General features: G+C 67.7%; 26 protein-coding genes. 15 read left to right on the plus strand and 11 right to left on the minus strand.

The features are described 5' to 3' along the window. The first annotated feature begins 211 nt into the window (after positions 1 to 211). The 7 genes from metH (at position 212) to G6N34_RS09285 (ending at position 10,122) form a co-directional block, all read left to right on the plus strand. Positions 212 to 3,964: a methionine synthase gene (gene metH / locus G6N34_RS09255; RefSeq protein ID WP_085155525.1), complete on the plus strand. Its 3,753-nt coding sequence runs from the start codon at positions 212 to 214 to the stop codon at positions 3,962 to 3,964. 97 nt (positions 3,965 to 4,061) lie between these two features. Further along, positions 4,062 to 4,742 (plus strand): HAD family hydrolase, encoded by a 681-nt coding sequence (locus tag G6N34_RS09260; RefSeq protein WP_085155523.1) that lies wholly within the window; start codon positions 4,062 to 4,064, stop codon positions 4,740 to 4,742. A 68-nt stretch (positions 4,743 to 4,810) separates the two neighbouring features. Then, positions 4,811 to 6,178 carry an ABC transporter substrate-binding protein gene (locus tag G6N34_RS09265; protein WP_234813073.1) on the plus strand — a complete coding sequence of 456 codons (1,368 nt, stop codon included), beginning with the start codon at positions 4,811 to 4,813 and terminating at the stop codon, positions 6,176 to 6,178. Beyond that, positions 6,175 to 7,047, plus strand: coding sequence for a carbohydrate ABC transporter permease (locus G6N34_RS09270; RefSeq protein ID WP_085155521.1), 873 nt, complete (start codon positions 6,175 to 6,177; stop codon positions 7,045 to 7,047). Before G6N34_RS09265 ends, G6N34_RS09270 begins: the two co-directional genes overlap by 4 nt. After that, on the plus strand, positions 7,044 to 7,847 hold the full coding sequence (locus tag G6N34_RS09275; protein WP_085155519.1) for a carbohydrate ABC transporter permease: 804 nt from the start codon (positions 7,044 to 7,046) through the stop codon (positions 7,845 to 7,847). The genes G6N34_RS09270 and G6N34_RS09275 overlap by 4 nt, the downstream gene beginning before the upstream one ends. After that, positions 7,844 to 8,905 (plus strand): ABC transporter ATP-binding protein, encoded by a 1,062-nt coding sequence (locus tag G6N34_RS09280; protein ID WP_085155517.1) that lies wholly within the window; start codon positions 7,844 to 7,846, stop codon positions 8,903 to 8,905. Before G6N34_RS09275 ends, G6N34_RS09280 begins: the two co-directional genes overlap by 4 nt. 20 nt (positions 8,906 to 8,925) lie before the next feature. Then, entirely contained in the window at positions 8,926 to 10,122 is a 1,197-nt protein-coding gene (locus tag G6N34_RS09285; RefSeq protein WP_085155515.1) for an acyl-CoA dehydrogenase family protein, read from the plus strand. A gap of 3 nt (positions 10,123 to 10,125) precedes the next feature. Here the strand turns inward: G6N34_RS09285 and G6N34_RS09290 are convergent, their stop codons facing one another. Further along, on the minus strand, positions 10,126 to 11,577 hold the full coding sequence (locus G6N34_RS09290) for an LLM class flavin-dependent oxidoreductase (RefSeq protein ID WP_085155513.1): 1,452 nt from the start codon (positions 11,575 to 11,577) through the stop codon (positions 10,126 to 10,128). A 137-nt stretch (positions 11,578 to 11,714) separates the two neighbouring features. Between G6N34_RS09290 and G6N34_RS09295 the strand changes: the two genes are divergently transcribed. The 5 genes from G6N34_RS09295 to G6N34_RS09315 are packed head-to-tail and all read left to right on the plus strand — an operon-like array spanning position 11,715 to position 16,225. Then, positions 11,715 to 13,205, plus strand: a complete 1,491-nt coding sequence (locus G6N34_RS09295; RefSeq protein ID WP_085155634.1) for a sugar porter family MFS transporter — start codon at positions 11,715 to 11,717, stop codon at positions 13,203 to 13,205. 38 nt (positions 13,206 to 13,243) lie between these two features. Continuing rightward, positions 13,244 to 13,507: a phosphoribosyl-ATP diphosphatase gene (locus G6N34_RS09300; RefSeq protein ID WP_068247280.1), complete on the plus strand. Its 264-nt coding sequence runs from the start codon at positions 13,244 to 13,246 to the stop codon at positions 13,505 to 13,507. A gap of 5 nt (positions 13,508 to 13,512) precedes the next feature. Beyond that, a complete protein-coding gene (gene hisG / locus G6N34_RS09305; RefSeq protein ID WP_085155632.1) occupies positions 13,513 to 14,358 on the plus strand; it encodes an ATP phosphoribosyltransferase in 846 nt (281 codons plus the stop codon). 17 nt (positions 14,359 to 14,375) lie between these two features. Continuing rightward, positions 14,376 to 14,855, plus strand: coding sequence for a DUF4126 family protein (locus G6N34_RS09310; RefSeq protein ID WP_085155511.1), 480 nt, complete (start codon positions 14,376 to 14,378; stop codon positions 14,853 to 14,855). Continuing rightward, positions 14,852 to 16,225: an FAD-containing oxidoreductase gene (locus tag G6N34_RS09315; protein WP_085155509.1), complete on the plus strand. Its 1,374-nt coding sequence runs from the start codon at positions 14,852 to 14,854 to the stop codon at positions 16,223 to 16,225. Before G6N34_RS09310 ends, G6N34_RS09315 begins: the two co-directional genes overlap by 4 nt. Here the strand turns inward: G6N34_RS09315 and G6N34_RS09320 are convergent. From G6N34_RS09320 to G6N34_RS09340, 5 genes are all read right to left on the minus strand, one after another. After that, entirely contained in the window at positions 16,209 to 16,808 is a 600-nt protein-coding gene (locus G6N34_RS09320; protein ID WP_085155507.1) for a flavodoxin family protein, read from the minus strand. The two genes, G6N34_RS09315 and G6N34_RS09320, sit on opposite strands and share 17 nt — an antisense overlap. A gap of 2 nt (positions 16,809 to 16,810) precedes the next feature. Further along, on the minus strand, positions 16,811 to 17,323 hold the full coding sequence (locus G6N34_RS09325) for an SRPBCC family protein (protein WP_085155505.1): 513 nt from the start codon (positions 17,321 to 17,323) through the stop codon (positions 16,811 to 16,813). Continuing rightward, on the minus strand, positions 17,310 to 17,636 hold the full coding sequence (locus tag G6N34_RS09330; RefSeq protein WP_085155503.1) for an ArsR/SmtB family transcription factor: 327 nt from the start codon (positions 17,634 to 17,636) through the stop codon (positions 17,310 to 17,312). Before G6N34_RS09330 ends, G6N34_RS09325 begins: the two co-directional genes overlap by 14 nt. 226 nt (positions 17,637 to 17,862) lie before the next feature. Next, on the minus strand, positions 17,863 to 18,636 hold the full coding sequence (locus G6N34_RS09335; protein WP_085155501.1) for a thioesterase family protein: 774 nt from the start codon (positions 18,634 to 18,636) through the stop codon (positions 17,863 to 17,865). Further along, positions 18,633 to 19,448, minus strand: coding sequence for a RecB family exonuclease (locus tag G6N34_RS09340; protein ID WP_085155499.1), 816 nt, complete (start codon positions 19,446 to 19,448; stop codon positions 18,633 to 18,635). Before G6N34_RS09340 ends, G6N34_RS09335 begins: the two co-directional genes overlap by 4 nt. Positions 19,449 to 19,498: 50 nt before the next feature. Between G6N34_RS09340 and G6N34_RS09345 the strand changes: the two genes are divergently transcribed. After that, complete coding sequence (locus G6N34_RS09345) at positions 19,499 to 20,326, plus strand: tRNA (adenine-N1)-methyltransferase (RefSeq protein ID WP_085155497.1); 828 nt, start codon at positions 19,499 to 19,501, stop codon at positions 20,324 to 20,326. An 11-nt stretch (positions 20,327 to 20,337) separates the two neighbouring features. Here G6N34_RS09345 and G6N34_RS09350 read toward each other — a convergent pair whose 3' ends face one another. Genes G6N34_RS09350 through G6N34_RS09360 form a run of 3 tightly spaced genes read right to left on the minus strand, consistent with a single transcriptional unit; the run spans position 20,338 to position 21,648 of the window. Beyond that, positions 20,338 to 20,631: a DUF503 domain-containing protein gene (locus tag G6N34_RS09350; RefSeq protein ID WP_085155495.1), complete on the minus strand. Its 294-nt coding sequence runs from the start codon at positions 20,629 to 20,631 to the stop codon at positions 20,338 to 20,340. Positions 20,632 to 20,642: 11 nt separating this feature from the next. Then, on the minus strand, positions 20,643 to 21,149 hold the full coding sequence (locus G6N34_RS09355) for a lipoprotein LppK (protein WP_085155493.1): 507 nt from the start codon (positions 21,147 to 21,149) through the stop codon (positions 20,643 to 20,645). A gap of 1 nt (position 21,150) precedes the next feature. After that, on the minus strand, positions 21,151 to 21,648 hold the full coding sequence (locus G6N34_RS09360) for an MTB12 family secreted protein (protein WP_085155491.1): 498 nt from the start codon (positions 21,646 to 21,648) through the stop codon (positions 21,151 to 21,153). A gap of 151 nt (positions 21,649 to 21,799) precedes the next feature. Here G6N34_RS09360 and arc point away from each other — a divergent pair, with 151 nt between their 5' ends. Next, entirely contained in the window at positions 21,800 to 23,653 is a 1,854-nt protein-coding gene (gene arc, locus G6N34_RS09365) for a proteasome ATPase (RefSeq protein WP_085155630.1), read from the plus strand. A gap of 74 nt (positions 23,654 to 23,727) precedes the next feature. After that, the gene (locus G6N34_RS09370; protein WP_085155489.1) at positions 23,728 to 24,219 is read left to right on the plus strand and encodes an adenosine-specific kinase; all 492 of its coding nucleotides are present in this window, start codon (positions 23,728 to 23,730) and stop codon (positions 24,217 to 24,219) included. Positions 24,220 to 24,223: 4 nt separating this feature from the next. Here the strand turns inward: G6N34_RS09370 and G6N34_RS09375 are convergent, their stop codons facing one another. Beyond that, positions 24,224 to 24,862, minus strand: a complete 639-nt coding sequence (locus G6N34_RS09375; protein WP_234813072.1) for a hypothetical protein — start codon at positions 24,860 to 24,862, stop codon at positions 24,224 to 24,226. Next, on the minus strand, positions 24,849 to 26,021 hold the full coding sequence (locus tag G6N34_RS09380) for a hypothetical protein (protein ID WP_085155487.1): 1,173 nt from the start codon (positions 26,019 to 26,021) through the stop codon (positions 24,849 to 24,851). Before G6N34_RS09380 ends, G6N34_RS09375 begins: the two co-directional genes overlap by 14 nt. Position 26,022 lies beyond the last annotated feature (1 nt).

Genomic DNA, 26,022 nt, shown 5'->3' on the forward strand with positions numbered 1-26,022 from the left:
CGTACGGCCTGTCCGGCGCGGAAGTGGCAACGGGCGCAACGGAGAGAATTGCGTCGTGTGACTACCCTGAATGTGGTCGATCGTGGTGACCGGTTGGGCGTCCATGCGTCGATGCGTGACAACGTAGACTCGCGGGGTCGAGAGGCGTTGCAACGGATCCCGGATTCTGCCGGTTCCGCCACGCTCGGCGAAGTCAAGGACGCCTTCCGTTATGGAAGGAGTGCTCGTGCAGGACACTTTCGCGCCCAACATCCGCCCCGACTGCACTGACGAATTGTCGGCTGCACTGCGCGAGCGGATCCTGGTGATCGACGGCGCGATGGGCACGGCGATCCAGCGAGACCGGCCGGACGAGGCGGGCTACCGCGGCGAGCGGTTCAAGGACTGGGCGAGCCCCCTTCAGGGCAACAACGACCTGCTGACCCTCACGCAGCCGCACATCATCTCCGGCATCCACCGCGAGTACCTCGCGGCCGGCGCCGACATCCTCGAGACCAACACGTTCAATGCGAACGCCGTCTCGCTCTCCGACTACGACATGGCGGAGCTGAGCTACGAGCTGAACTACGCCGGAGCCGCTCTGGCCCGCACAGCCTGCGACGAGTTCAGCACCCCCGACAAGCCCCGCTACGTCGCCGGCGCGCTGGGGCCGACGACGCGGACCGCGTCGATCTCGCCGGACGTCAACGATCCCGGCGCCCGCAACGTCTCGTACGACCAGCTGGTCGCCGCCTACAGCGACGCCGCCCGCGGCCTGGTCGACGGGGGTGCCGACCTCCTCATCGTCGAGACGATCTTCGACACGCTGAACGCCAAGGCCGCGGTGTTCGCCATCGAGACGCTGTTCGAGGAGCGCGGACGCCGCTGGCCGGTGATCATCTCGGGCACCATCACCGACGCGTCCGGGCGGACCCTGTCCGGTCAGGTCACCGAGGCGTTCTGGAACTCGATCCGGCACGCCAGGCCGCTGGCGGTCGGCCTCAACTGCGCCCTGGGCGCGCCCGAGATGAGGCCGTACCTCGCCGAGATGTCGCGGATCGCCGACACCTTCGTCTCCTGCTACCCGAATGCGGGCCTGCCCAACGCGTTCGGCGAGTACGACGAGTCCCCGAAGCGTCAGGCGGGCTACGTCGCGGACTTCGTCGAGGCCGGACTGGTCAACATGGTCGGCGGCTGCTGCGGAACGGCGCCGGCGCACATCGCCGAGATCGCCAAGGTCGTCGAGGGCAAGCCGCCGCGTGAGGTGCCCAAGATTCCGGTGGCCACCCGGCTGGCCGGCCTGGAGCCACTGAACATCACCGACGAGTCCCTGTTCGTCAACATCGGTGAGCGCACCAACATCACCGGCTCGGCCCGGTTCCGCAACCTGATCAAGGCCGAGGACTACGACACCGCCCTGTCAGTGGCCCTGCAGCAGGTCGAGGTCGGTGCGCAGGTCATCGACATCAACATGGACGAGGGCATGATCGACGGCGTCGCCGCGATGGACCGGTTCACCAAGCTGATCGCGGCCGAACCGGACATCAGCCGCGTCCCGGTGATGATCGACTCCTCCAAGTGGGAGGTCATCGAGGCGGGCCTGAAGAACGTGCAGGGCAAGCCGATCGTGAACTCGATCTCGCTGAAAGAGGGCGAGGAGAAGTTCGTCCGCGAAGCCCGGCTGTGCCGCAAGTACGGCGCCGCCGTCGTGGTGATGGCCTTCGACGAGCAGGGGCAGGCCGACAACCTGGAGCGCCGCAAGGAGATCTGCGGGCGCGCGTACCGGATCCTGACCGAAGAGGTCGGCTTCCCGGCCGAGGACATCATCTTCGACCCGAACTGCTTCGCGTTGGCCACCGGCATCGAGGAGCATGCGACCTACGGCATCGACTTCATCAACGCCTGCGCGTGGATCAAGGCGAACCTGCCGGGCGTGCACATCTCCGGCGGCATCTCCAACGTGTCGTTCTCGTTCCGGGGTAACAACCCGGTCCGCGAGGCCATCCACGCGGTGTTCCTTTTCCACGCCATCAGGGCCGGCCTGGACATGGGCATCGTGAATGCCGGTGCGCTGGTGCCCTACGACTCGATCGATCCCGAACTGCGGGACCGCATCGAGGACGTCGTGCTGAACCGGCGCGAGGATGCCGCCGAGCGTCTCCTGGAGATCGCCGAACGCTTCAACAAGACGGAGAAGGGCGAGGATCCCGCCGCGGCTGAATGGCGCAGCCTTCCGGTCCGCGAGCGGATCACGCACGCGCTGGTGAAGGGGATGGACGCCCACGTCGACGCCGACACCGAGGAACTGCGAGCCGAGATCGCCGCCGCCGGAGGGCGGCCGATCGAGGTGATCGAGGGCCCGCTGATGGACGGCATGAACGTCGTCGGCGACCTGTTCGGCGCGGGCAAGATGTTCCTGCCGCAGGTGGTGAAGTCGGCCCGCGTGATGAAGAAGGCCGTGGCCTACCTGCTGCCGTTCATCGAGGCGGAGAAGGAAGCCTCCGGTGTCGCGGCGACCAAGGACACCAACGGCACGATCATCATGGCGACTGTCAAGGGCGACGTCCATGACATCGGCAAGAACATCGTCGGAGTCGTTCTGCAGTGCAACAACTTCGAGGTCATCGACCTCGGTGTGATGGTGCCTGCGCAGAAGATCCTGGACGCGGTCAAGGAGCACAACGCCGACATCGTCGGCCTGTCCGGCCTGATCACCCCGTCGCTGGACGAGATGGTCAACTTCGCCGTCGAGATGGAACGCCAGGGGCTCGAGATCCCGCTGCTGATCGGTGGCGCGACCACGTCGCGCGCCCACACGGCGGTGAAGGTGGCGCCGCGTCGCAGCGGTCCCGTGGTCTGGGTCAAAGATGCCTCGCGTTCCGTTCCCGTGGCCGCGGCGCTGCTGGACGACCGGCAGCGGCCGGCCCTGCTGGAGGCGACGGAGAAGGACTACGCATCCCTGCGGGAACGGCATGCCGAGAAGAACGAGCGGCCGATGCTCACGCTGGAGAAGGCCCGGGCGAACCGGACGCCGGTCGAGTGGGAGGGCTACACGCCCCCGGTGCCCGCGGTCGGCACGGGAGTCCGGGAGTTTCTGGACTACGACCTCGCCGAACTGCGCGAGTACATCGACTGGCAGCCGTTCTTCAACGCCTGGGAGATGAAGGGCCGCTTCCCGGACATCCTCAACAACCCGGCCTCGGGTGAGGCGGCGCGCAAGCTCTACGACGACGCGCAGGAGATGCTCGACACCGCGATCAAGGAGAAATGGCTGACGGCCAACGGGGTGATCGGATTCTTCTGTGCCAACGCCGTCGGCGACGACATCGAGGTCTACACCGACGAGACCCGGTCCGAGGTGCTGACGACGCTGCACAACCTGCGCCAGCAGGGCGAGCACCGCGACGGCATTCCGAACCGCTCGCTGGGTGACTTCATCGCGCCCAAGGAGACCGGCCTGGCCGACTACGTGGGCGCGTTCGCCGTCACCGCGGGGCTCGGCAGCCAGGACAAGATCATGGAGTTCAAGGCGGCGCACGACGACTACAGCGCGATCCTGCTGGAGTCGCTTGCCGACCGGTTGGCCGAGGCGTTCGCCGAACGGATGCATCAGCGGGTGCGCCAGGAGTTCTGGGGATACCAGCCCGAGGAGCAGCTGGACAACGAGGAACTCATCAGGGAGCGCTACGTCGGGATCCGCCCGGCCCCCGGCTATCCGGCCTGCCCGGAGCACACCGAGAAGGCGACGCTGTTCGACCTGTTGGACGTGACGAAACGGACCGGTATCGAGCTGACCGAGTCGATGGCGATGTGGCCGGGGGCCGCCGTCAGCGGCTGGTACTTCTCGCACCCGCAGTCGCAGTACTTCGTCGTCGGCCGGCTGGCACAGGACCAGGTCGCCGACTACGCACGGCGCAAGGGCTGGACCCTGCAGGAGGCCGAGCGTTGGCTGGCGCCGAACCTGGGCTACAACCCCGAGGACTGAGACTTCGCGAGCTGCTGTGGCGCCCGTTGCCGCGGCGTGAGAAGTGACCCAGGCCACAGGATTTCGGCTCAGTCCCAGATTTTGAGAGAATGGCACCATGCGTGCGGTGTTGTGGGACATGGATGGCACGCTCGTCGACTCCGAAAAGCTGTGGGATCTCGGCATTCAGGAGCTCTACCGGCGCCATGACCGCGAGTTGCCTGCCGAGGTTCGCACCGCGACCGTCGGCGGGTCTGCGGAGACGGTCATGGACATCGTCTACGCCGACCTCGGGTTGAACCCCGACCCGGACCACATGGCCCAGACCGCCGACTGGCTGCACGAGTACGTCGGTGAGCTGTTCGCGACCGGCCTGCCGTGGTGCGCGGGGGCCAAGGAGATGCTGGACCAGTTGCTGGCGGCGGACATCCCGATGGGGTTGGTGACCAACACCCGCCGCGACCTCACCGAGAAGGCGCTCGACAGCATTGGCCGCCACTACTTTTCGGTGTCGGTGTGCGCCGACGAGGTGCCCAGCGGCAAGCCCGCCCCCGACCCGTACCTGCGCGCCGCCCAACTGCTCGGGCTGAACCCAGCCGACTGCCTGGCCATCGAGGACTCGCTGATCGGGTCCGAGGCGGCCGTGCTCGCGGGCTGCGCAGTCCTGGTCATCCCCAACGACATCGAGGTGCCGACGAGCGCGCGGCGCCGTCGTGTCGACACACTGGATCAGCTCACACCCGCAGACCTGCGCGCGGTGCACACCGAGATCGGCGACCTGACCGAGCGCAGCGCCTGACCGCCGTCAAGATCAAGCTGAGTTTTTCCCTCGTCTAGACGGGCGCTGTCTTCGTACTGTTGCCCGTCGTGACCGGAGAATCCCCGCTGACTCGCCCACTGACTCGGCGACGCGCCCTGCAACTGCTCGGCCTCGCGGGCGGCGCGGCCGCGCTCGCACCTGCGCTCGCCGCCTGCGGATCGTCAGGCAGCGCCAACACATTGGCCGCCGACGCCCCAGTGGCGGGCAGATTCGAGGGCGTCACCCTCAAACTGCTCGTCAACCAGCCCCACGTGACATCGTTCCGCGACATCCTCGCGCCCGCCTGGAACAAGGAGACCGGCGGCACCCTCGAGGTCACCGCCGCACCCTACGATCAGCTCACCAGCAAGCAGATCCTCGATGTCCAAAGCGGCACAGGTGAATTCGACGTCTTCGACTACTTCTACTTCGGCCTCGGCGATCTCGTGGACGCTGGCGCGCTGGTCGACGTCACCGATTGGATCGACACCAACACATCCGCGATCGGCGTCGACGGCTACCTGCCGTCGATCTACGACCCGTACACGCTGCTGGACGGCAAGCGCTGGGGACTGCCGTACGACGGCGACATCCACATCCTGTTCTACAACGCCGAACTGCTGGAACGGCACCGCCTCCAACCGCCCACCACATGGGACGAGTACGACGAGATCGCGGCCAAGATCACCAAGGACTCGCGCGGGGCGGCCTACGGGGCGATCGTCTCCGGACAGCAGGTGCCGATGATCCTGGGCTGCTCGTACATCAACCGGCTGACCGGTTACGGAGGCAACCTCGTGGACGCGAACGGCAGGCCGGAGTTGACGTCGGACGCCTCGATTGCTGCCCTGCGCCACCTCGTGGACGTCGCGCCGGTGGCTCTGCCCACACCGCTGCAGATCGGCTTCGACCAGGCCAACCAGTCGTTCCTGAGCGGTCAGGGGGCACTGCTGGACACGTGGACCGATATGGCCCTGCGTGCCGAGGACCCGACGGCGTCGAAGATCGCCGGACGGTGGGGCGCGGTGTCGCTGCCGGTCGGGGGCACCAACAAGACGCCACGCACCGCGTTGGATGCGGGCTTCGGCCTGGGCATCTCGACGGCATCGAAGAACACCGAGGCCGCCGCGGCGTTCCTGAACTGGGCCACGGCCGCACCGCAGAACCTGGCTGTGTCGTCGACCGCGGGCGCCGGCATCGACCCCGTGCGCGGTGAGGTGCTGGACTCCGACGGTTACGCCAAGGTCGTCACCTTGGCCATCGAGCCCATTCGCGAAGGCCTGCACGGTGATCCGCTGGTGTGGCCCAAGGCCAACGGCGCGCCGAAGCTGCTGCAGGATCTGGTCGATCAGCTCGCGCTGGCGATCGCCGGGAGTCAGACTGTCGAACAGTCGCTCGAGAATGCGCAGACCAGCTGGGAGAACGCCGCGACATGACGCGTCGCGTCCCGCTGTGGCTGGCTCTGCCCGCCGTCGCAGGACTGGTGCTGTTTCTGGTCTATCCCACCGGTTACCTGGTGGCGTTGGCACTGACCGACTCATCGCTGGCCCACCCCCTGCGTGCGTTCAGCGGCGGGGACAACTTCCAGACCGCGTTCGCCGCGCCCGCCTTCGTGCCGTCGCTGTGGCGGTCGACGCTGTTCGCCGTGGTCGCCGCGGCGGCCACCACGGGCCTCGGCCTGACCCTGGCCCTGCTGCTGCGGGCCCGCGGGGCCCGATTCGGCGCCGTGGGGGCACTGCTGCTGTTGCCGCTGGTCACCGCGCCCGTGCTCATTGGGGTCGCGTGGAAACTGCTGCTGGCGCCGGTCGGCGGCGGGTTGGCCGATGTGTTCTCGGCGGTGGGCCTGCCCGGCTTCAACCCGTTGGGTTCGGGCGTCGGCGCGTTCGCGGGGGTGCTGCTCATCCACATCTGGCAATGGACGCCGTTCGCGACGCTGATCCTGTTCGCGGCCCTGGGTGTGGTGCGGCCCGAACTGCAGGAGTCGGCACGCATCGACGGTGCGGGACCGTGGCGCACGTTCACCACGGTGACCTGGCCTGCGATCGCGCCGACCGCGTGGGCGGTCCTGGTGCTGGAACTGGTGATTGGGTTCAAGGTGTTCGACCTGATCGTCGTGATCACCTCGGGCGGACCGGGATTCGCAACGACGCTGTCGCCGTACCTGATCTATCAGACCGGTCTGCGGGGCAGCTTCGACATGGGCGCTGCCGCCGCGCAGACCCTGGTGTTCGCCCTGGTGGTCGGGGCGGTCGCCACGGTGCTCACCGCGGCGCGGGCGCGGTCGGTCAAGGGGGAGCGGTCATGACGCGCCGCAGTCTGATCCGCGTCACGTTGGCGGCTGTCGTGCTGATCGTGCTGCTGCCGATCGGCTACCTGGTGTCGCTGTCGGTGCGTCCGCCCGGCGACGTGCTCAATTCGAGCCTGTGGCCGCAGGAGTGGACCACGTCGAACTTCACCTCGGTGTTCGACACCATCGCGCTGGGCACGATGCTGCGGAACTCGTGGGTGTCGGCGGTGGGGGCCGCGCTGCTCGCGGTCGCGATCGCGACGCCCGCAGCGTATTTCACCGCACGCCGATTCAACGGCGAACGGTTGTTGACCGCGCTGCTGGCCAGTTACTGCGCCCCGCCCATCGTGGCGATCATCCCGCTGTTCTTCCTGTTGCGAAACCTGGGACTGACCAACAACGTCGGGGGTCTGATCCTGGTCAACGGCATCGCCAGCGTCCCCGTCGCGGCGTGGCTGCTCGACGGTTTCGTCCGCCGCATCCCCGTCGAGATCGATGAGGCCGCCGTGATCGACGGCCTGTCGGTGGCCGCGGCGTTCCGGCGGGCCGTGCTGCCGTTGCTGTGGCCCGGCATCGTGGCCGCGCTGCTGGTGGTGTTCTTCCTGTCCTACAACGATTTCCTGTTCGCCGTGTACCTCGCCGTGACGAAAGAGAGCCAGACCTTGACCGTCGGACTGTCGCTGTTCCAGGGCGACCGCAATGTGCAGTTCGGTCAGCAGGCCGCCGCCGGACTGCTCGGCATCCTGCCGGTCTACGTGCTGGCGCTTGCGGCGCAACGCTTCCTGGTGGGCGGACTGACCACGGGGGCCACGAAGTGACCGCGGTCGAACTCGAGGGAATCAGCAAGAGTTTCGGCGGTGCGCCGGTGGTCGACGATCTGAGCCTGACGCTGCCGGACGGTTCGCTGACCGTGCTCGTCGGCCCGTCTGGCTGCGGAAAGTCCACCACGCTTCGGATTCTCGCGGGCCTCGAGGATGCCGACGCGGGAACGGTGCGCATCGGGGACCGCGATGTCACCCGTGCGACCCCGCGTGAGCGCGACATCGCGATGGTCTTTCAGAACTACGCGCTGTACCCACATCTGAGCGTCCAGCGCAACATCGAGTTCCCGCTGCGTAACGCGGGCGTGGGACGGTCCGACGCCGCCGAACGGGCCCGTAGAGCGGCCGAACGGGTCGGCATCACCGCACTGCTCGACCGCAAGCCCCGCCAACTTTCGGGCGGGCAGCAGCAGCGCGTCGCCATCGCCCGCGCGCTGGTGCGCACACCGTCGGTGTTCCTGTTCGACGAGCCCCTGAGCAACCTCGACGCCAAACTGCGGGTCGAACTGCGTTCCGAGATTCGGCGCCTGCAGCAGGAATTGGGCATCACCGCTCTGTACGTCACGCACGATCAGGAGGAGGCGATGACGATCGCCGACCAACTCGTGGTGCTCGACGCCGGCCGGATCGCGCAACGCGGCACCCCGGAGGAGTTGTACCGGCGCCCCTCGAATACGTTCGTCGCGGGCTTCATCGGGTCACCGAGCGCCAACCTGATCGAGGGACAGGTGCGCGCCGGCCGGTTCGCTGCCGACGGGCTGGACTGGCCGGTCGCCGCACAGGACGGCACCGTGACATTCGGTGTGCGCCCCGAAGATCTGGTGATCGAACCCGCCGAGGACGGCAACGGCCGGATCGAACTCGTCGAACTGCTCGGGCCGCGTTATGTCGTGATCGTCGAGATCGGGCCCCGGCGGCTGACCGCGGTGGTGGAGGCCGCGGTGGTGGCGGGGTGGAGCGCCCCGGCCGAACCGGGGACTTCCGTCCGGGTCACGGTACGCCCCAGCCGTGAGCACCTGTTCGACACCGCGGGCGAACGGCTCACCACCCCATGACGATTGAAGAGGAGAGACCGATGACACGCACCCCATGGACTACGCTGCCCGCACCCGACGAGCACCTGCACTGGGACGGGGTCGCCGCCGAGGTGGGTGCCGCGCTCGAGCGCGATGCCCTGGCCCGCGACCGGGCCAACCTGCAGCCTGACGCGGAACTGAAGCTGCTCAAGGAGTCCGGCCTGGCCACCCTGCTGATCCCCGCGCAGTACGGGGGCGGCGGTGGACAGTGGTCGAGTGCGCTGCGCGCTGTGCGCATCCTGGCCCGCTCCGACGCTTCGATCGCCCAGATCCTGAGCTACCACTACTGCAACCACGCCAGCATCGTGTTCTTCGGCGCCGGCGCGCAGTGGGAGCGATGGTTCACCGCGTCAGCGGAAGGCCGTTGGCTGTGGGGCGATTCCGTCAACCCAGTCGATCCCGATCTGGAACTCACCGCCGACGGCACCGGCTATCGACTCAACGGTCTCAAGCGGTTCTCCACGGGAGCATCCACCGGTGACGTCACGCTCGTGATGGCCGCCGAACAGGGCGCCGACCGGGTGCTGGCGGCGGTGGTTGAGCACGACCGCGCCGGCGTGGTCTTCCTCGACGACTGGGACGCCCTCGGGCAACGCCTGTCGGCCAGTGGCAGCGTGCGTTTCGACGATGTGGCGATCGCGGCAGGCGACGTGCTCGGCGAGGTCGCCGACGAACCGTACTCGACCCTGGTGACTCCCGGCGTGCAGCTCGGCTTCGCCAACCTGTACCTGGGCATCGCGGAGGGCGCGCTTGTCCGCGCACGGGAGCTGACCCTGGGCCGGCGCGGCGCATGGCTGCTCAGCGATGTCGAGCACTACTCGCGGGACCCGTTCGTGCAGAGGGTCTTCGGTGAACTGCTGGCCCGCACGGCCGCCGCCGAAGCGATCACGGATCGGTGGAATGCCGAGTTCGACCGCGCGATCGCCCGCGGCGCGGACGTCACCGCGGCCGACCGCGCCGACGTCGAGATCGGCATCGCGAAGGCCAAAATCGTCACGACCGAAACCGCGCTGGAGGTGGCGCACCGGGTGTTCGAGGTGACCGGATCCAGTTCCGCGCGCACCGAGGTGGGGCTGGACCTGTTCTGGCGCAACATCCGCACCCACACCCTGCACGACCCGGTCGACTACAAGAAGCTCGAGGTCGGTGCCAACTACCTGACGGGCGACGTCCAGCCGATCACGCTCTACACCTGAGCGTCAGCGACCGGAGACGGGCTGGCTCGCCACCGATGCCGACGACGACGGCGCGGTGGTGGGCCGCTCGATGATCGTCGAGTTCGGCCCGCCCACGCGGTAGCTCGCGCCACGGTGCTCAGCGGGCAGCCGGTCACCCTTCTCGAACAGCTTGTTGCGCAACGTGCCCGGGGTGTACTCGCCCTGGTGCGCGCCACGTGCGGTCAGCACCGGCACCACATGCTCGATGAAGTCGGCGAACGATCCCGGGGTGATGGCGTAGGCCAGGTTGAAGCCGTCGACGTCGGTCTCTTCGACCCACTCCTGCAGGGTGTCTGCGACGGACTCACCCGAGCCCACGACCAGCGGGCCCATGCCGCCGATCTTGCCCCACTTGGCGATGTCGGCCACGGCCCATTCGCCGCCGTCGGGGTCGGCCGACTGGAACGCCTTGACCGCGGAGAGGATCGCGTTGGAGTCGACGTTGCCGATCGGTTCGTCCAACCCGAACCGCGACAGGTCCACGCCCATCCATCCGGACATGAACGTCAGTGCGCCCTCGGAGTCGCCGTAGGACAGGTACTCGGCGTACTTGGCCGCTGCCTGCTCGTCGGTGGCCGCGGTGATGACGGTCGACAGGTTGTAGATGCGCGCAGAGTACGGATCCCGGCCGGCGAGTTCGAGTTCGCGACGGATGGTGCTGACGGTTTCGGCCAGCAGCGCCTTGGTCGGGGCCGCGGTGAAGATCGCCTCGGCGTTCTCGGCGGCGAACCGGACGCCGCGCGGCGACGAACCGGCCTGGAAGATCACCGGGGTGCGCTGCGGCGAAGGCTCCGACAGGTGGATGCCGGGCACGCTGAAATGCGTCCCCTGATGCCCGATGTGGTGCACCTTGTCGGGATTGGTGAAGACGCCGCCCTCGGCGTCACGGATCACCGCGTCGTCCTCCCAGGAGCCCTCCCACAGCTTGTAGAGCACCTCGAGGTACTCGTCGGCGTGGTCGTAGCGCGCGTCGTGGGCGGGTTGATCGGTCTGCCCCATGTTGCGCGCCGCGGCGGGCAGATACCCCGTGACGATGTTCCACCCGACGCGGCCATTGGTCAGGTGGTCCAGCGTCGAGATCCGGCGGGCGAACGGATAGGGGTGTTCGAAACCCGTTCCGGTGGTGACACCGAAGCCGAGGTGCTCGGTGACCAGCGCCATCGCCGACACCAGCAGCAGCGGATCGTTGACCGGGATCTGCGCGGCCTGGCGGATGGCGGCCTCGTCGCTGGCGCCGTAGATGTCATAGGTGCCCAGGACGTCGGCGATGAACAGCCCGTCGAACCGACCCCGCTCGAGCAGTTTCGCCAACTCGGTCCAGTACGTCAGGTCCTTGTAGCGGGCCGACTGGTCCTCGGGGTGGCGCCACAGTCCGGGGGACTGGTGGGCGACACAGTTCATGTCGAAGGCGTTGAAGCGGATCGTCCGGGTCACTGTGGGGATGGTTGTCCATGTATTTGGCCCGGTCACCGGTTTGGGTCCTCACGATTCGAAATCAATGTGATCGGGTGCACTGGTGTGCCAAGGTGGAACGTGACTCACCTCACGTCGCGCGGTGGAAAGGACGGCTGATGTCCCACGGTCCGATAGGCGGCTCCAGCGATCACGATCCGTTCGTCGGCGCGGAGCAGTACTCGTCCGGCCGCAGCGCCGTGCGCATCGCCTCGGCCGCCGCGTTGGGCGGCCTGTTGTTCGGCTACGACAGTGCGGTGATCAACGGTGCGGTGTCGGCGATCCAGAAGCATTTCGACATCAGCAACTTCATGCTCGGGGTGGCAGTCGCCTCGGCCCTGCTCGGCGCCGCGGCCGGTGCGCTCACCGCGGGCCGGTTGGCCGACCGGATCGGCCGCCTCGCGGTGATGAAGTTGGCCGCGGTGCTGTTCCTGCTCAGCGCGATCGGTGCAGGGTTGGCGGTCAACGTCTGGCTGATCATCCTGTTCCGCGTCATCGGTGGCATCGGTGTCGGCGTGGCGTCGGTGATCGCGCCGACCTACATCGCCGAGACCTCACCCGCCCACATTCGCGGCAGGCTGGGTTCACTGCAGCAGTTGGCGATCGTGTCGGGCATCTTCATCTCGCTGGCCATCGACTGGCTGCTGGCCCACTTGGCGGGTGGGTCCGACAAAGAACTGTGGCTGGGCCTGGAGGCCTGGCGGTGGATGTTCCTGGTGATGGCCGTACCCGCGATCGTCTACGGCCTGCTGTCCTTCACCATTCCCGAATCGCCGCGTTATCTCGTTGCCACACACCGTGTTCCGGAAGCCAGGCGCGTGCTGACCATGCTGCTCGGAGAGAAGAACCTCGAGATCACCATCAACCGCATCCAGCAGACGCTGCAGTCGGAGAAACCCCCGTCGTGGCGTGATCTCGGGAGACCGGGTGGCGGTCTCTACGGGATCGTCTGGGTCGGCCTCGGGTTGTCGATCTTCCAGCAGTTCGTCGGCATCAACGTGATCTTCTACTACAGCAACGTGTTGTGGGAGGCCGTCGGCTTCGACGAGAGTTCGTCGTTCACGATCACGGTGATCACGTCGGTGGTCAACATCGCCACGACGCTGATCGCGATCGCGCTGATCGACAAGGTCGGTCGCAGGCCCCTGCTGCTGGTCGGTTCGGCCGGCATGGCCGTGACCCTGGCGACGATGGCGATCATCTTCGGCACGGCTCCCCAGGTGGACGGTCAGCCGCAGCTCGACGGGGCCGCCGGACCCATCGCGCTGGTCGCCGCGAACCTGTTCGTCGTCGCCTTCGGCATGTCGTGGGGCCCGGTGGTGTGGGTGCTGCTGGGTGAGATGTTCCCGAACCGGATCCGCGCGGCGGCGCTCGGCCTGGCGGCCGCCGGCCAGTGGGTGGCGAACTTCCTGATCACCGTCACCTTCCCGGGTCTGCGCGAAGTGCTCGGCGTCGCGTACGGCTTCTACGCGCTGTGCGCCATCCTGTCGCTGGTGTTCGTGTGGCGTTTCGTGCGTGAGACCAAGGGGGTCGCGCTGGAGGACATGCACGCCGAACTGCTGCACGACGACGGCCACGACACGAGCCGGGAGGAGCCCACCGTCACCTGACGCGGGCCTGATCGACGGGCATGAAAGAATGAACGCCCGTGAAGACCTTCGAGGAGCTGTTTGCCGAACTGGGCGAACGCGCCCGCACCCGGCCCGCAGGCAGTGGCACCGTGGCCGCGCTGGACGCCGGGGTGCACACGATCGGCAAGAAGATCCTCGAGGAGGCCGGCGAAGTCTGGCTGGCCGCCGAGCACGAGTCCGACGACGCGTTGGCCGAGGAGGTCAGCCAGCTGCTGTACTGGGCACAGGTGCTGCTGCTGGCGCGTGGTCTGACCCTCGATGATGTGTACCGGAAGCTGTGAGCGACATGTTGCGCGTTGCCGTCCCGAACAAGGGCGCCCTGAGTGAGTCGGCCGCCGAGATCCTGGCCGAGGCCGGATACCGGCGTCGGACCGACCCCAAGGACCTGACGGTCATCGACCCGGTCAACCAGGTTGAGTTCTTCTTCCTGCGGCCCAAGGACATCGCGATCTACGTGGGGTCGGGTCAGCTCGACTGCGGAATCACGGGCCGGGATCTGGCCGCGGAGTCCAACGCCCCGGTGTCGGAGCGCTTGGCTCTCGGCTTCGGCTCGTCGACGTTCCGGTACGCCGCCCCGGCGGGGCGCGAGTGGACTGTCGCCGACCTGGCGGGCAAGCGGATCGCCACGGCCTATCCGAACCTGGTGCGGAAGGATCTCGCGGCCAAAGGCATCGAGGCGGCGGTCATCCGGTTGGACGGCGCGGTCGAGATCTCGATCCAGCTCGGCGTCGCGGACGCCATCGCCGACGTCGTCGGTTCGGGACGCACTCTGCGCCAGCATGATCTGGTGGCCTTCGGTGAAGTCCTGTGCGACTCCGAGGCCGTGCTGATCGAGGCCGAGGGCAGGCCCGCGGACCCGGCCCGGGATCAACTGGCCGCCCGCGTGCAGGGCGTGGTCTTCGGGCAGCAGTACCTGATGCTCGACTATGACTGTCCGCGTTCGGTTCTGGATCGCGCCACCGAGGTGACCCCGGGCCTGGAGTCTCCGACGATCGCGCCGCTGGCCGATCCGGACTGGGTTGCGGTGCGCGCGCTGGTGCCGCGCAAGTCCGTCAACGCCATCATGGACGAGCTCGCCGCGATTGGCGCCAAGGCGATTTTGGCCTCTGACATCAGGTTTTGCCGCTTCTGACGTGTTAGCGTCCGGATGTGACGCACTTCCTGGTACTGCTGCTGGCCCTGCTCATCGGCGTGGTCGCCGGTCTGAGGGCGTTCAGCGCTCCGGCCGCCATCGCATGGGCCGCAGCGCTGCAATGGATCAACCTGGACGGCACCTGGGCCTCGTGGATGGGCAACTGGTTCGTCGTCATCCTGCTGACCGTGCTCGCGGTCGTCGAACTCGTCACCGACCAGCTTCCCAAGACCCCGAGTCGCAAGACCCCCGTGCAGTTCGGTGCGCGTCTGGTCACCGGTGGCTTGGCCGGTGCCGCGCTCGGCACGGCGTGGGGCTACACATTCGGCGGTCTGGGCGCCGGAATGGTGGGTGCGGTGATCGGCACCCTCGTCGGCTACGAACTGCGGCGCAAGCTGTCTGACAAGGTGGGCGTCGACCTTCCCGTCGCGCTGACCGAGGATGCGATCGCGGTCCTCGGCGCATTCGGCATCGCCGCGTTGTCAGCAGTGCTGTGACACAACGCTTCGACGCCATCGTCGTCGGTGCCGGTCAGGCCGGGCCGCCCCTTGCGGGCCGGCTCACCGCGGCCGGTCGGACCGTCGCGGTCGTCGAACGCAGTCTCGTCGGGGGCACGTGCGTGAACTACGGGTGCATCCCGACCAAGACCCTGGTCGCCAGTGCGCACGCCGCGCACGTCGCCCGGCGCGGCGCCGAGTACGGCGTCGGGACCGCCGACGTCACCGTCGACATGGCAAAGGTCAAGGCGCGCAAGGACCGAATCATGCTGGGCGACCGGCACAGCGTCGAGGACTGGATCAACGGGATGCCGGGCTGCACGCTGATCCGGGGCCACGCCCGGTTCGTCGGTCCGAAGACGCTGCGTATCGACGACGACCAGACCATCGAGGCCGAGGAGATCTTCCTCAACGTGGGCGGCCGCGCCGTGGTGCCCGACATCCCGGGGTTAGCCGACGTAGACTTTCTGACCAATGTCGGGATCCTCGAACTCGACACCGTCCCTGAGCATCTCGTGATCATCGGCGGCTCCTATATCGCGCTTGAGTTCGCCCAGATGTACCGGCGCTTCGGCGCTGCGGTCACCGTCGTCGAGAAGGGGCACCGCCTGACCTCGCGTGAAGACGAGGACGTCTCGGCGGCCATCAAGGACATCCTCGAAGGCGAGGGCATCACCGTCGTGCTCGGCGCCGACGCGATGCGAATCACCCGCACAGACAGCGGTTTCGCGCTGACGCCGCGCGAGGGGGCCACGCCGATCGCGGGCAGCCACCTGCTGGTGGCCACCGGACGCCGGCCCAACACCGACGACCTGGGCCTGGCCGCCGCGGGGGTGCAGACCGACGAGCGAGGGCACGTCCTGGTTGACGACCAACTGCGCACCACCGTCGAGGGCATCTGGGCGATGGGGGACTGCAACGGCCGGGGCGCCTTCACCCACACGTCGTACAACGACTTCGAAATCGTGGCCGCCAACCTGCTCGACAACGAACCCCGCAGGGTCAGCGACCGCATCCCGACGTATGCGCTGTACATCGACCCGCCGCTCGGGCGCGCAGGGCTGACGGAGGCGCAGGTGCGGGAGTCGGGGCGAAAAGCCCTGGTGGGCAAGCGTCCCATGACCCGCGTCGGGCGGGCCGTGGAGAAGGGCGAGACGCAGGGGTTCATGAAAGTGGTCGTCGACGCCGAGACCGAGGAGATCCTCGGCGCGGCGATACTCGGAGTCGGCGGCGACGAGGTGATCCACGGCATCCTCGACACCATGTCGGCCCGGGCTCCGTACACGACGCTGACCCACACGGTGCACATCCACCCGACGGTCAGTGAGTTGGTGCCGACGATGCTCGAGGAGCTCACGCCGCTTCAGTGACCGCCCGCCCGGCGCGCAGTTGCGCGGTCACCTCCGCGACCCGGGTGCCCAGGTGCCGGCACGTGTCGAGGTCTGCTGGGTGGACGTCGGCGGCGCCGCGGTCCACGTCGGTGGCCGCACCCGCACCCAGCCAGAAGCCCAGCCGATTGAGGTCGTTCTCGCTGCCCCTGCTGCTGTTCCAGCCCGGCGGCAGTCCCAGGTTCACCCAATGCATGTGGTGCTGCGCGGCGAACACCGCCAGGCTGATCAGGGTCGACTGCTTGTCGCCGGCCTTGGCGCCGGAGTTGGTGAAGCCCGCGGCCACCTTGTCGCGCCAGGTTCCCTCGATGCAGCGGCGTCCGGTCTGCTCGGCGAACGCCTGGAACGCCGCCGCGACATTGCCCATGTAGGTGGCGCTGCCGAAGATGATCGCGTCGGCGGCGTCGAGGGCCTGCCACTCGTCGTCGGTGATGGTCTCGACGGGGATGGTCTGTATGTGCGCGCCCGTCGAGCGTGCACCCGCCGCCGCCGCGTCGGCCAGGCGGGCGGTGTGCCCGAACCCGGAGTGCACGGCGATGCAGATCTTCAGGGGATGGTCGGACATGGTTACTCCTCAGTGTGTGACTCGGCGACGATCGATTCGGCGACCTCGCGGTAACGAATGTCCCAGTCGGGCAGGGGTTCTCCGCCCAGGTGTGCCTCGAGGCGGTCCAGATAGGCGTGGGTGCCGGGCCGGAATCCTCCTGCGTTGCGGACGCCGAGGCCGCGGTGGCTGAAGGTCAGTCGGGTGCCGCCGTTTTCCGGACGCAGTTCGTAGCGCACGACGCCGGGTTCGACGACGCGCTGATTCCATTCGTGTTCGAACACATGCGGCGGATCCCACACCGTGATTCGACCGGTCACATGTTTGGCGTCGGCCGGGATGTCGGGTGAGGACGGGTCGATCTCGATGCGGCCACCAGGGCGTGCGTCGACCGTGGTGTGCCCGAACCACTGTGCGCGTTCGGCCGGGTCGGTGATCGCCGTCCACACCTTGGTCACGGGGTGGGGGAGCCACCGGTCGAACGTCAGGACCGCGCGGTCGCCCTCGATGGTCAGTCGTCCGTCACGCGGGCTCATCGCTGTCCTTCGCTTTCGCGTCAAGATGGCGTTCCAAGGCATCCAGGTGTGCGGTCCAGAAGCGGCGGTACTGCGCGATCCAGTCGTCGATCTCCACCAGACCGTCGGCGCGGAGGGCGTAGATGCGGCGCTGGGCGTCGGCGCGCACCTCCACCAGCCCCACCTCCCGCAGCACCCGCAGGTGCCGCGACACCGTCGGCTGCGTCAGGGCCGGCAGGGTGGCGACGAGTTCGCCCGCGGTGCGCTCCCCGGCGGCCAGTGCGTCCAGCAGGGCCCGCCGATTCGGTTCGGCGACGGCTTCAAAGACATCCACAACGCCAGTATGCACAATCATCTATATAGACGCAAGAGAATATATGGAGCACGTGTAGAACGCAACGATCGACTGGTCGGCAGTGCTCATGCCTGTGCGTCGACGGCACAGCCGGAACAGCCTGTTTGACTGTCCGTAATGGTTTGGATGTCAGAGCGTTTCGCAGCTCTGCCTTCCTCACAGCAGCCCGCCCCACGGGCACGCTGCCGGCCAGGCCTGAACCGCGTCAGCGCTTCTGCACCAGCAACGTCTGGGCAGACGTACCCACAAACCCCGTGCGGTCGAAGATCTCCGCGGTGGTCACGCCGATGCCGTCCGGGCCGATGGATCCGCGGGCCCGCACCGCGAACTCGTCACCTGTGGGCAGCCTGTGCAGGTGCAGGGCCGTGTCAGTGTTCATGAAGATGTACTCGTCGGGATTCAGTGCCGAGCCGATGCCGTTGGCCGAGTCCACCACCATGGTGAGGCGCTGCAGGCCCGTCGTCGGCTCGTCGTCCACCAGCCCGACCCGCGGACGCAGCCAGAACACCCGGGCCCCGGCGTCGTCCTGTTGGCGGCGCCAGTCGACCGACTCGAGGTATCCCGGCGCGTTCCACCAGTAGTCCGGGAGCGGTTCGTCGTCGGTGTCGGCCAGCGGCGGGAAGCGGTCACTGGCACCGGCTGCGGTGTCGCTGGTGGCCAGGGCCCACGCCGTGACCCGCGCCACCGGTCGATCCGGGGCGTCCAGCGTCGCCATCTCGGCGGCCACCAGGGCGATGCGCTTGCCGGGCCGGGGCACCGACGTCTGCACCCGCACCGGTGCCACCGGAATGGCACCCAGGATGTCGAGGGTCAACCGACCGACGCGCAGCCCGGAGCCGTCGAGGTGTTCCTCGATCGATTTGGTCAACAGCGCCAGCGGGGGAGACCCATGCTGGATCTCGGGTGTCCAGTTGCTGCGCGTGAAATCGGTTGACTCGTAGGTGTTCTCCGAGGTGCGCCGGAAATAGCACTCACTCACGCTGCAGACGCCTCCTGTGGCCAACCCGGGTATGGGGGCGGTGTTCCGCCGAACGCCGGGCAGTGCGCCTGATGTGCGCACCACCCGCACAACCGCGACGGATTGGGACGGAAATCCCCAGTGGCCCCGGCTGATTGGATGGCCCGCCAGATCGCGATCAGGGTCTTCTCGAAGCGCTCCAGCTCCTCGAGGTCGGGCGTGTAGTCCAGCACCTGCCCGTCGGCCAGGTACACCAACCGCAGCCGGGCCGGCAGCACGCCGCGCGAGCGCAGCAGCGCCACGGCGTAGAACTTCATCTGGAACATGGCCTTGGCCTCGGCGAAGCCACGGGCCTCGGGCGGCGCCTTGCCGGTCTTGTAGTCGACCACCCGGAGCTCTCCGGTGCCCGCGACGTCGATGCGGTCGATGAACCCGCGCAGCAGCGTGCCGTCTTCGAGTTCGACCTCGATGCGCTGTTCGCAGCTCTCCGGATCGAAGCGGGTCGGGTCCTCGAGCCGGTAGTAGCCCGACAGCAGTGCCTGTGCCTCGGCCAGCAGCCGGTCCCGCTGCTCTGGGGTGAAGGCCTCCGCAAACTCGGGTTCCTCGGCGGTCAGCAGGTCCCACGCCGGTGCGACGAGGCTCAGCGCGGTCTCGGGGCCCCGCTCGGCTGCGGGCAGCGCGTACAGGTGCTCGAGCGCCGCGTGCACTACGGAGCCGCGGACCTGCGCGGGCGAGGGCGGCTCCGGCAGCCGGTCGATGGCCCGGAACCGGTAGAGCAGCGGACACTGTTTGAAGTCGGCGGCCCGCGACGGCGACAGAGCGGGACGGTGCATACGTCGAGCCTATGCGGGGCCTCCGACAGAGCATGAGAGGCTGTTGTGCTGTGTCGCAAACCGGACCTTTCACCATCGGCGATCGTGTACAACTGACCGACGCCAAGGGCAGGCACTACACGATGGTGCTGAAGCCGGGCGACGAGTTCCACACGCATCGCGGCGCGATCGCGCATGACAACGTCATCGGCCAGCCCGAGGGCAGTGTCGTGAAGTCGACCAACGGCGATCAGTTCCTGGTGCTGCGGCCCCTGCTGATCGACTACGTGCTGTCGATGCCGCGCGGCGCCCAGGTCATCTACCCCAAGGACGCCGCCCAGATCGTGCACGACGGCGACATCTTCCCCGGCGCCCGCGTGCTCGAGGCCGGGGCCGGTTCGGGTGCCCTGACCTGCTCACTGCTGCGTGCCGTCGGCCCCACCGGCCAGGTCATCTCCTACGAGGTGCGCGAAGACCACGCGGTGCACGCGGAACGCAACGTCGAGACGTTCTTCGGAGAGCGGCCGGCCAACTGGGACTTGGTGATCGCCGACCTCGCCGACTACGACGGCCCGCAGGTCGACCGCGCGGTGCTGGACATGCTGGCGCCCTGGGATGTGCTCGACGCGGTGTCGCGGGCGCTGGTGCCCGGCGGTGTGCTGATCGTGTACGTCGCGACCGTCACCCAGTTGTCCAAGACCGTCGAGGCGCTGCGCGAGCAGCAGTGCTGGACCGAACCGCGCGCCTGGGAGACCCTGCAACGCGCCTGGGACGCCGTCGGCCTGGCCGTGCGGCCACAGCACAACATGCGCGGCCACACCGCGTTCCTGATCTCGGCCCGCAGGCTGGCCGAGGGCACCGTCACTCCGACACCGCTGCGTCGCAAACGGCTCACCTGAGCGGTCGGCCCTCAGTCGTCGCTGTGCACCAGGCCGCGCCGCGCGGACAGCAGCATGATCTCCGGGCGCGCCGCCACAAGGCGCTCGGCCGCGTCGAGCACCTCGACGACGTGGGCGCGGTCACCTGAGACCACCGACATGCCGATTCCCGCTCTGCGATGCAGGTCCCGCGACCCCGTCTCAGCGGCGGACACCGTGAACCGGCGCTGCAGTTCGGCCACGAGGGGTCGCACCACCGACCGCTTCTCCTTGAGCGAGTGCACGTCACCCAGCAGGACGTCGAACTCCAGCCAGCCGATCCACATGGCGGCGGGGCTCAGCGCGGTCCGTCACCGAGGGCCAGCAGCAGGTCGGCCGTCGTGCGGGACAGCTGCCAGCCGGTCGGGATCTGCTTGAACTCCATGGGGTAGCTGAACGGCGCGGTGTTCGGCTTACTCGTGGTCAACGTCACGGTCGCCTGAACCGTGCCCGGCGCGGACCCCGACCATGCCAGTTCGGTAGCGGTGAACGTCATGGGCAGCATGTGGTTGTCGGTCAGTGCCTGGGCGAAGTTGTCCAGGGTCGTGGCGTCGGCTGGTGTGGCCCCCTCGATCAGGGGCAGCTTGTCCTTTCCGGGCACCGCCGGATCTGTGAGCTTCATCACCACATCGGTCAGTGCCGCCGGGTCCGGCAGTGGTGCGGACGGCACGGTGGGGGCGACGGTGCTCGACGTGGGCGCCGGCGGCGGGGCCGGCTCGCGGGCCTCCGAACCGCACCCAGACAGCCCGAACGCCGCCACGAATATCGTGGCGGCGCTCAGTGCTGTGGTCAGGTGACGGTTCAACTCACGACGAGAAGAGCGAGAGCACCTGGGATGCGGAACCGCGGGAGAGCTTCCAGCCGCCCTGGTTCACGAACGTGATGGTCTGCGTGGTGGGTGCCATACCCGGTCCGGAGGCGGTCACGTTGGCGCTGGCCACGCCCGGTCCGTTCGGGGCGATGTCGGCCACCGAGAAGTTCAGCGGCAGCAGACCCTTGGCGACGGCGTTCTTCATCAGTCGGTCGGCGGTCTTGCCTTCGAAGATGCCGATGCCGTTCTCGACCAGATAGCTCTTGCTGGCGAAGGGGACTCCAGGGTTGGCCAGGCCGTTCAGCACGCCGTAGAGATCCTCAGCCGTGGGCACGTCGGCCACCGGGTTCAGGGGCATCGGGGTGCCGAACACCGCGAGCTGCGCCTGCGGCTGGGCCGGGGCGGCTGCAATGGAAGTCACACCTGCCGCTGCCGCGCCCGCGATCACCGCGGCACCGGCAATGGCTGCCACACCTGTGGCTAGGAATTTCATGTTCAAGGCGTCCTTTCGTTGGGCCGTCTCGCGTTCGAGGCTAACAGTGTCGCTGGTGTGTCGAATTCCTACAGCGCACACAATGACTGAATCGCCGGTAGCGTTGAAGGTGTTACTGCACCAATCTTTCGGTGCGGGAGAGGAGCGCAACATGAGTGAGTCGGAGCGTTCTGGAGCCTACTCAGATGGCTTCAACCCCTCGATGTCCAGCGAGGATGCTGCCGAGTTGGAGCAGCTACGACGTGAGGCGGCGGCACTGCGTGAGCAGATCGCCGAGATCGCCGCGGACGCCGAAGGGGGCCCCGGAGGTGCCTCAAATGCCCGCGAGGTGCATCAACTCGAGGCCCGGATCGACTCCCTTGCCGCGCGAAACGCCAAGCTGATGGACACGCTCAAAGAGGCGCGCCAGCAACTTCTCGCCCTGCGGGAGGAGGTCGACCGCCTCGGTCAGCCGCCCAGCGGGTACGGAGTGCTACTTGGCGTTGCCGACGACGACACCGTCGACGTGTTCACCTCCGGTCGCAAGATGCGCCTGACCGTCTCGCCCAACATCGACGTCAAGGTCCTCCGGAAGGGCCAGACGGTCCGCCTCAACGAGGCCCTGACCGTCGTCGAGGCGGGCACCTTCGAAGCTGTCGGCGAGATCAGCACGCTGCGCGAGATCCTGGCCGACGGCCAGCGCGCCCTTGTGGTCGGTCACGCCGACGAGGAGCGCATCGTGTGGCTGGCCGAACCTCTGGTCTCGGCCACCGACCTGCCGCCGGAGATCGCCGCGACCCTGACCGCCGACGAGTTGGAGCAGCGGCCCCGCAAGCTGCGGCCCGGTGACTCGCTGCTGGTCGACACCAAGGCCGGCTACGCCTTCGAGCGCGTGCCCAAGGCCGAGGTGGAGGACCTGGTCCTCGAAGAGGTTCCCGACGTCAGCTACCACGACATCGGCGGCCTGACTCGTCAGATCGAGCAGATCCGCGACGCCGTGGAGCTGCCGTTCCTGCACAAGGATCTCTACAAGGAGTACGCGCTGCGCCCGCCCAAGGGTGTGCTGCTGTACGGCCCTCCGGGCTGCGGTAAGACGCTGATCGCCAAGGCCGTCGCCAATTCGCTGGCCAAGAAGATGGCCGAGCTCCGCGGTGAGGAGTCACGCGAGGCCAAGTCGTACTTCCTGAACATCAAGGGCCCCGAACTGCTCAACAAGTTCGTCGGCGAGACCGAGCGGCACATCCGCCTGATCTTCCAGCGGGCCCGCGAGAAGGCCTCCGAGGGCACCCCGGTGATCGTGTTCTTCGACGAGATGGACTCGATCTTCCGCACCCGTGGCACGGGTGTGAGCTCGGACGTCGAGACCACGGTCGTGCCCCAGCTGCTCAGCGAGATCGACGGCGTCGAGGGGCTGGAGAACGTCATCGTCATCGGTGCCTCCAACCGCGAGGACATGATCGACCCGGCGATCCTGCGGCCCGGCCGCCTGGACGTCAAGATCAAGATCGAGCGGCCCGACGCCGAGTCGGCTCAGGACATCTTCAGCAAGTACCTGACCGAGAAACTGCCGGTGCACGCCGACGACCTCGCCGAGTTCGGCGGCGACCGCTCGCTGTGCATCAAGGCGATGATCGAGAAGGTCGTCGACCGGATGTACGCCGAGATCGACGACAACCGGTTCCTGGAGGTCACCTACGCCAACGGTGACAAGGAAGTCATGTACTTCAAGGACTTCAACTCCGGCGCCATGATCCAGAACGTCGTGGACCGCGCGAAGAAGAACGCGATCAAGTCGGTGCTCGAGACGGGTCAGCCGGGTCTGCGGATCCAGCACCTGCTCGACTCGATCGTCGACGAGTTCGCCGAGAACGAGGACCTGCCCAACACCACCAATCCCGATGACTGGGCGCGGATCTCGGGCAAGAAGGGCGAGCGGATCGTGTACATCCGCACGCTGGTCACGGGCAAGAGTTCGTCGGCCAGCAGGGCCATCGACACCGAGAGCAACCTGGGGCAGTACCTCTAGGTCGCCTCCGGCAGGTCTCTTCCGGGTCCGCGATTCCGTGGTCGCGCCGAGTCAACTCGGCGCACCATGGAGTCATGCCGTCGCTCTCCTGGGATGTGGTGCCCGTCGACAAGCCCGAGGACGTCAACGTCGTCATCGGACAGTCGCACTTCATCAAGACCGTCGAGGATCTGCACGAGGCGCTGGTCGGCGTCGGCGGGCCACTGCGGTTCGGGCTGGCGTTCTGCGAGGCGTCCGGCCCGCGCCTCGTACGGCGAAGCGGCAACGATCCTGAGCTGACCGATCTGGCGACCAGCGCCGCGCTGGCGATCGGTGCCGGGCACGGCTTCGTGATCTTCCTGCGCGACGGATTTCCGGTCAGCGTCCTCAACCAGATCAAGGTCGTTCCTGAGGTCTGCACGGTGTTCTGTGCCACCGCCAACCCAGTCGACGTTCTGGTGGCGGTCACCGAGCGTGGTCGCGGCATCGTCGGGGTGATCGACGGCGAACCGCCACTGGGTGTCGAGACCGACGACGACGTGGCCGCGCGCCGCGAGCTGCTGCGTGTGATCGGCTACAAGCTCTGAGTTTCTACCACTCCAGCGAGTAGCTGTTGGCGAAGTTGTCCTGGGTGACGTGGGCCTCGCGGGTGGTGGTGTCCACGCTCAACCGTTCGGTGAGCGTGCGGGTTTCGTAGCTCCAGCCCTCGGGCAGGGTCAGCCGTGACGCCAGTCGCGTCAGGCCGTCCAGATTCATCTCGGCATCCACAGCCTGGCTGTAGGTCTGCATGACCCAGCGTTGGCCCTGCGGGTCGATGAGTTCGAAGATCGGTCGGCCGGCATCGAAGTGGAACACCGTCCTCCGGTCCACTCGGTTGACGCTGTAGGGCGCGGGGTTCATCGACGACAGCTTCACTCGTGCTTGGCGGGCCATGGCGATTCCACCGAATGCCCTGGTGTCGGGGGCGGTGTCGCGCACCTTCTCGATGCTGCTCATCAACCAATGCCGTGGGCCGTTGAGCAGGGCCGCCACCGCGCCGTACTCCTTGGCGATCGCCTCCGCATCGAGCCTGTCCCACAGGTGCGCGGGGCAGTCATTGAGCGGAAAGCTGCAGTACACAGTGGCTTCCGGACCGTCTTCGCCAGCCGTGATGAGCAGCACCTCGCCGTAGCGCTTGTCGAACACGTCATCGTTGACCATGTCGTCGTTGAACACGTCACTGTCGGCCATGGCCGTCCTCCATCTCAAGGTAGGCGTCGCGGCCCGCCAGGCTGACCGCGACGTCGGCGATCAGCGGTTCGAAGAAGCGCTGCCGATACAGCGGGTCGACGCTGGTGCTGACGGTGAAGTACAGGCCGGACAGCACCGCGACGAACAGCGACGTGTGCACCACGGTCTGCGGGATCGGGATGTGAATACCGAACCACGTTCCCGCACAGGGCGGCTCGCCCGTCGTGCAGGTCTGCTCGGATGACCACAGCACCGTGACGTCGTCGGGGATCGCGATGATCCCGAGCGCCAGGAAGAACGCGAACAGGCCCGTGGTGAACAGCACCACCTGGATGGCCTGCGAAACCACCATTACCGCAACCACATTGGCCTGCTCGCCGAGTGACAGGGGGGTGCGGGTCGGCTGCTTCCCGGGCGCCAGAGCCAGGGGTGTGGCCCGCAGCAGCGAGGCCGGATCGGACTGGCCCGAGCGATCGTCGCGCAGCGCCAGCACCTCGTCGCGGATCGTGGCGATCATGAACACCAGCGCCACGAGCGCCAGGAATCCGATGGTCTGCCAGAGGCGTTCGCGGGTCATCCGGGCCGCCAGTTGCCACAGTTCACCGGTGAAGTAGACGACCACCGTGAGCATCAGCAGCGGCAGCGCCCGGCTCATCAGCGTGCCGAGCGCACCCAACTGGATCCACGCGAACCGGAACGCCCACAACAGGATCGAGCCGAACCCCAGATAGGTGAACCAGATGGTCAGCAGTGACACCAGGAGGAAGATCGGCACTTCGGCCAGGGCCGCCGAAGACCACCCCGACACTGCCACAGGCATGATCAGCACAAAGATCGCCATCACCAGCAGCGCCGCGGTGCGCCGGCCCGCCTCGGATGCCGTGGTGCCCGTGCGATGCAGCATGTGCAGCGCGAACGGTGCCGCGATGAGGACGGCTGCGAGCACCACCAACCGCGCGATGTAGCCGTAATCCGGTGCGTCGCCGGTCCAGTCCGCGAGCAGCATCGTGACCGCGGTCAGTGCGCCGACACTCGCGACGGCGGGCGCTGACCGGGGGATCAGCGCGCGTGAACGCACCCTCCGGGTGAGCACCAGGGGGAGACCACGGGCCAGGAACCAGTCGTGCACTCGGCGCCTCTCGGCGTGCGTGAGGGCCACG

The sequence above is a fragment of the Mycolicibacterium confluentis genome (assembly GCF_010729895.1).
Taxonomy (GTDB): domain Bacteria; phylum Actinomycetota; class Actinomycetes; order Mycobacteriales; family Mycobacteriaceae; genus Mycobacterium; species Mycobacterium confluentis.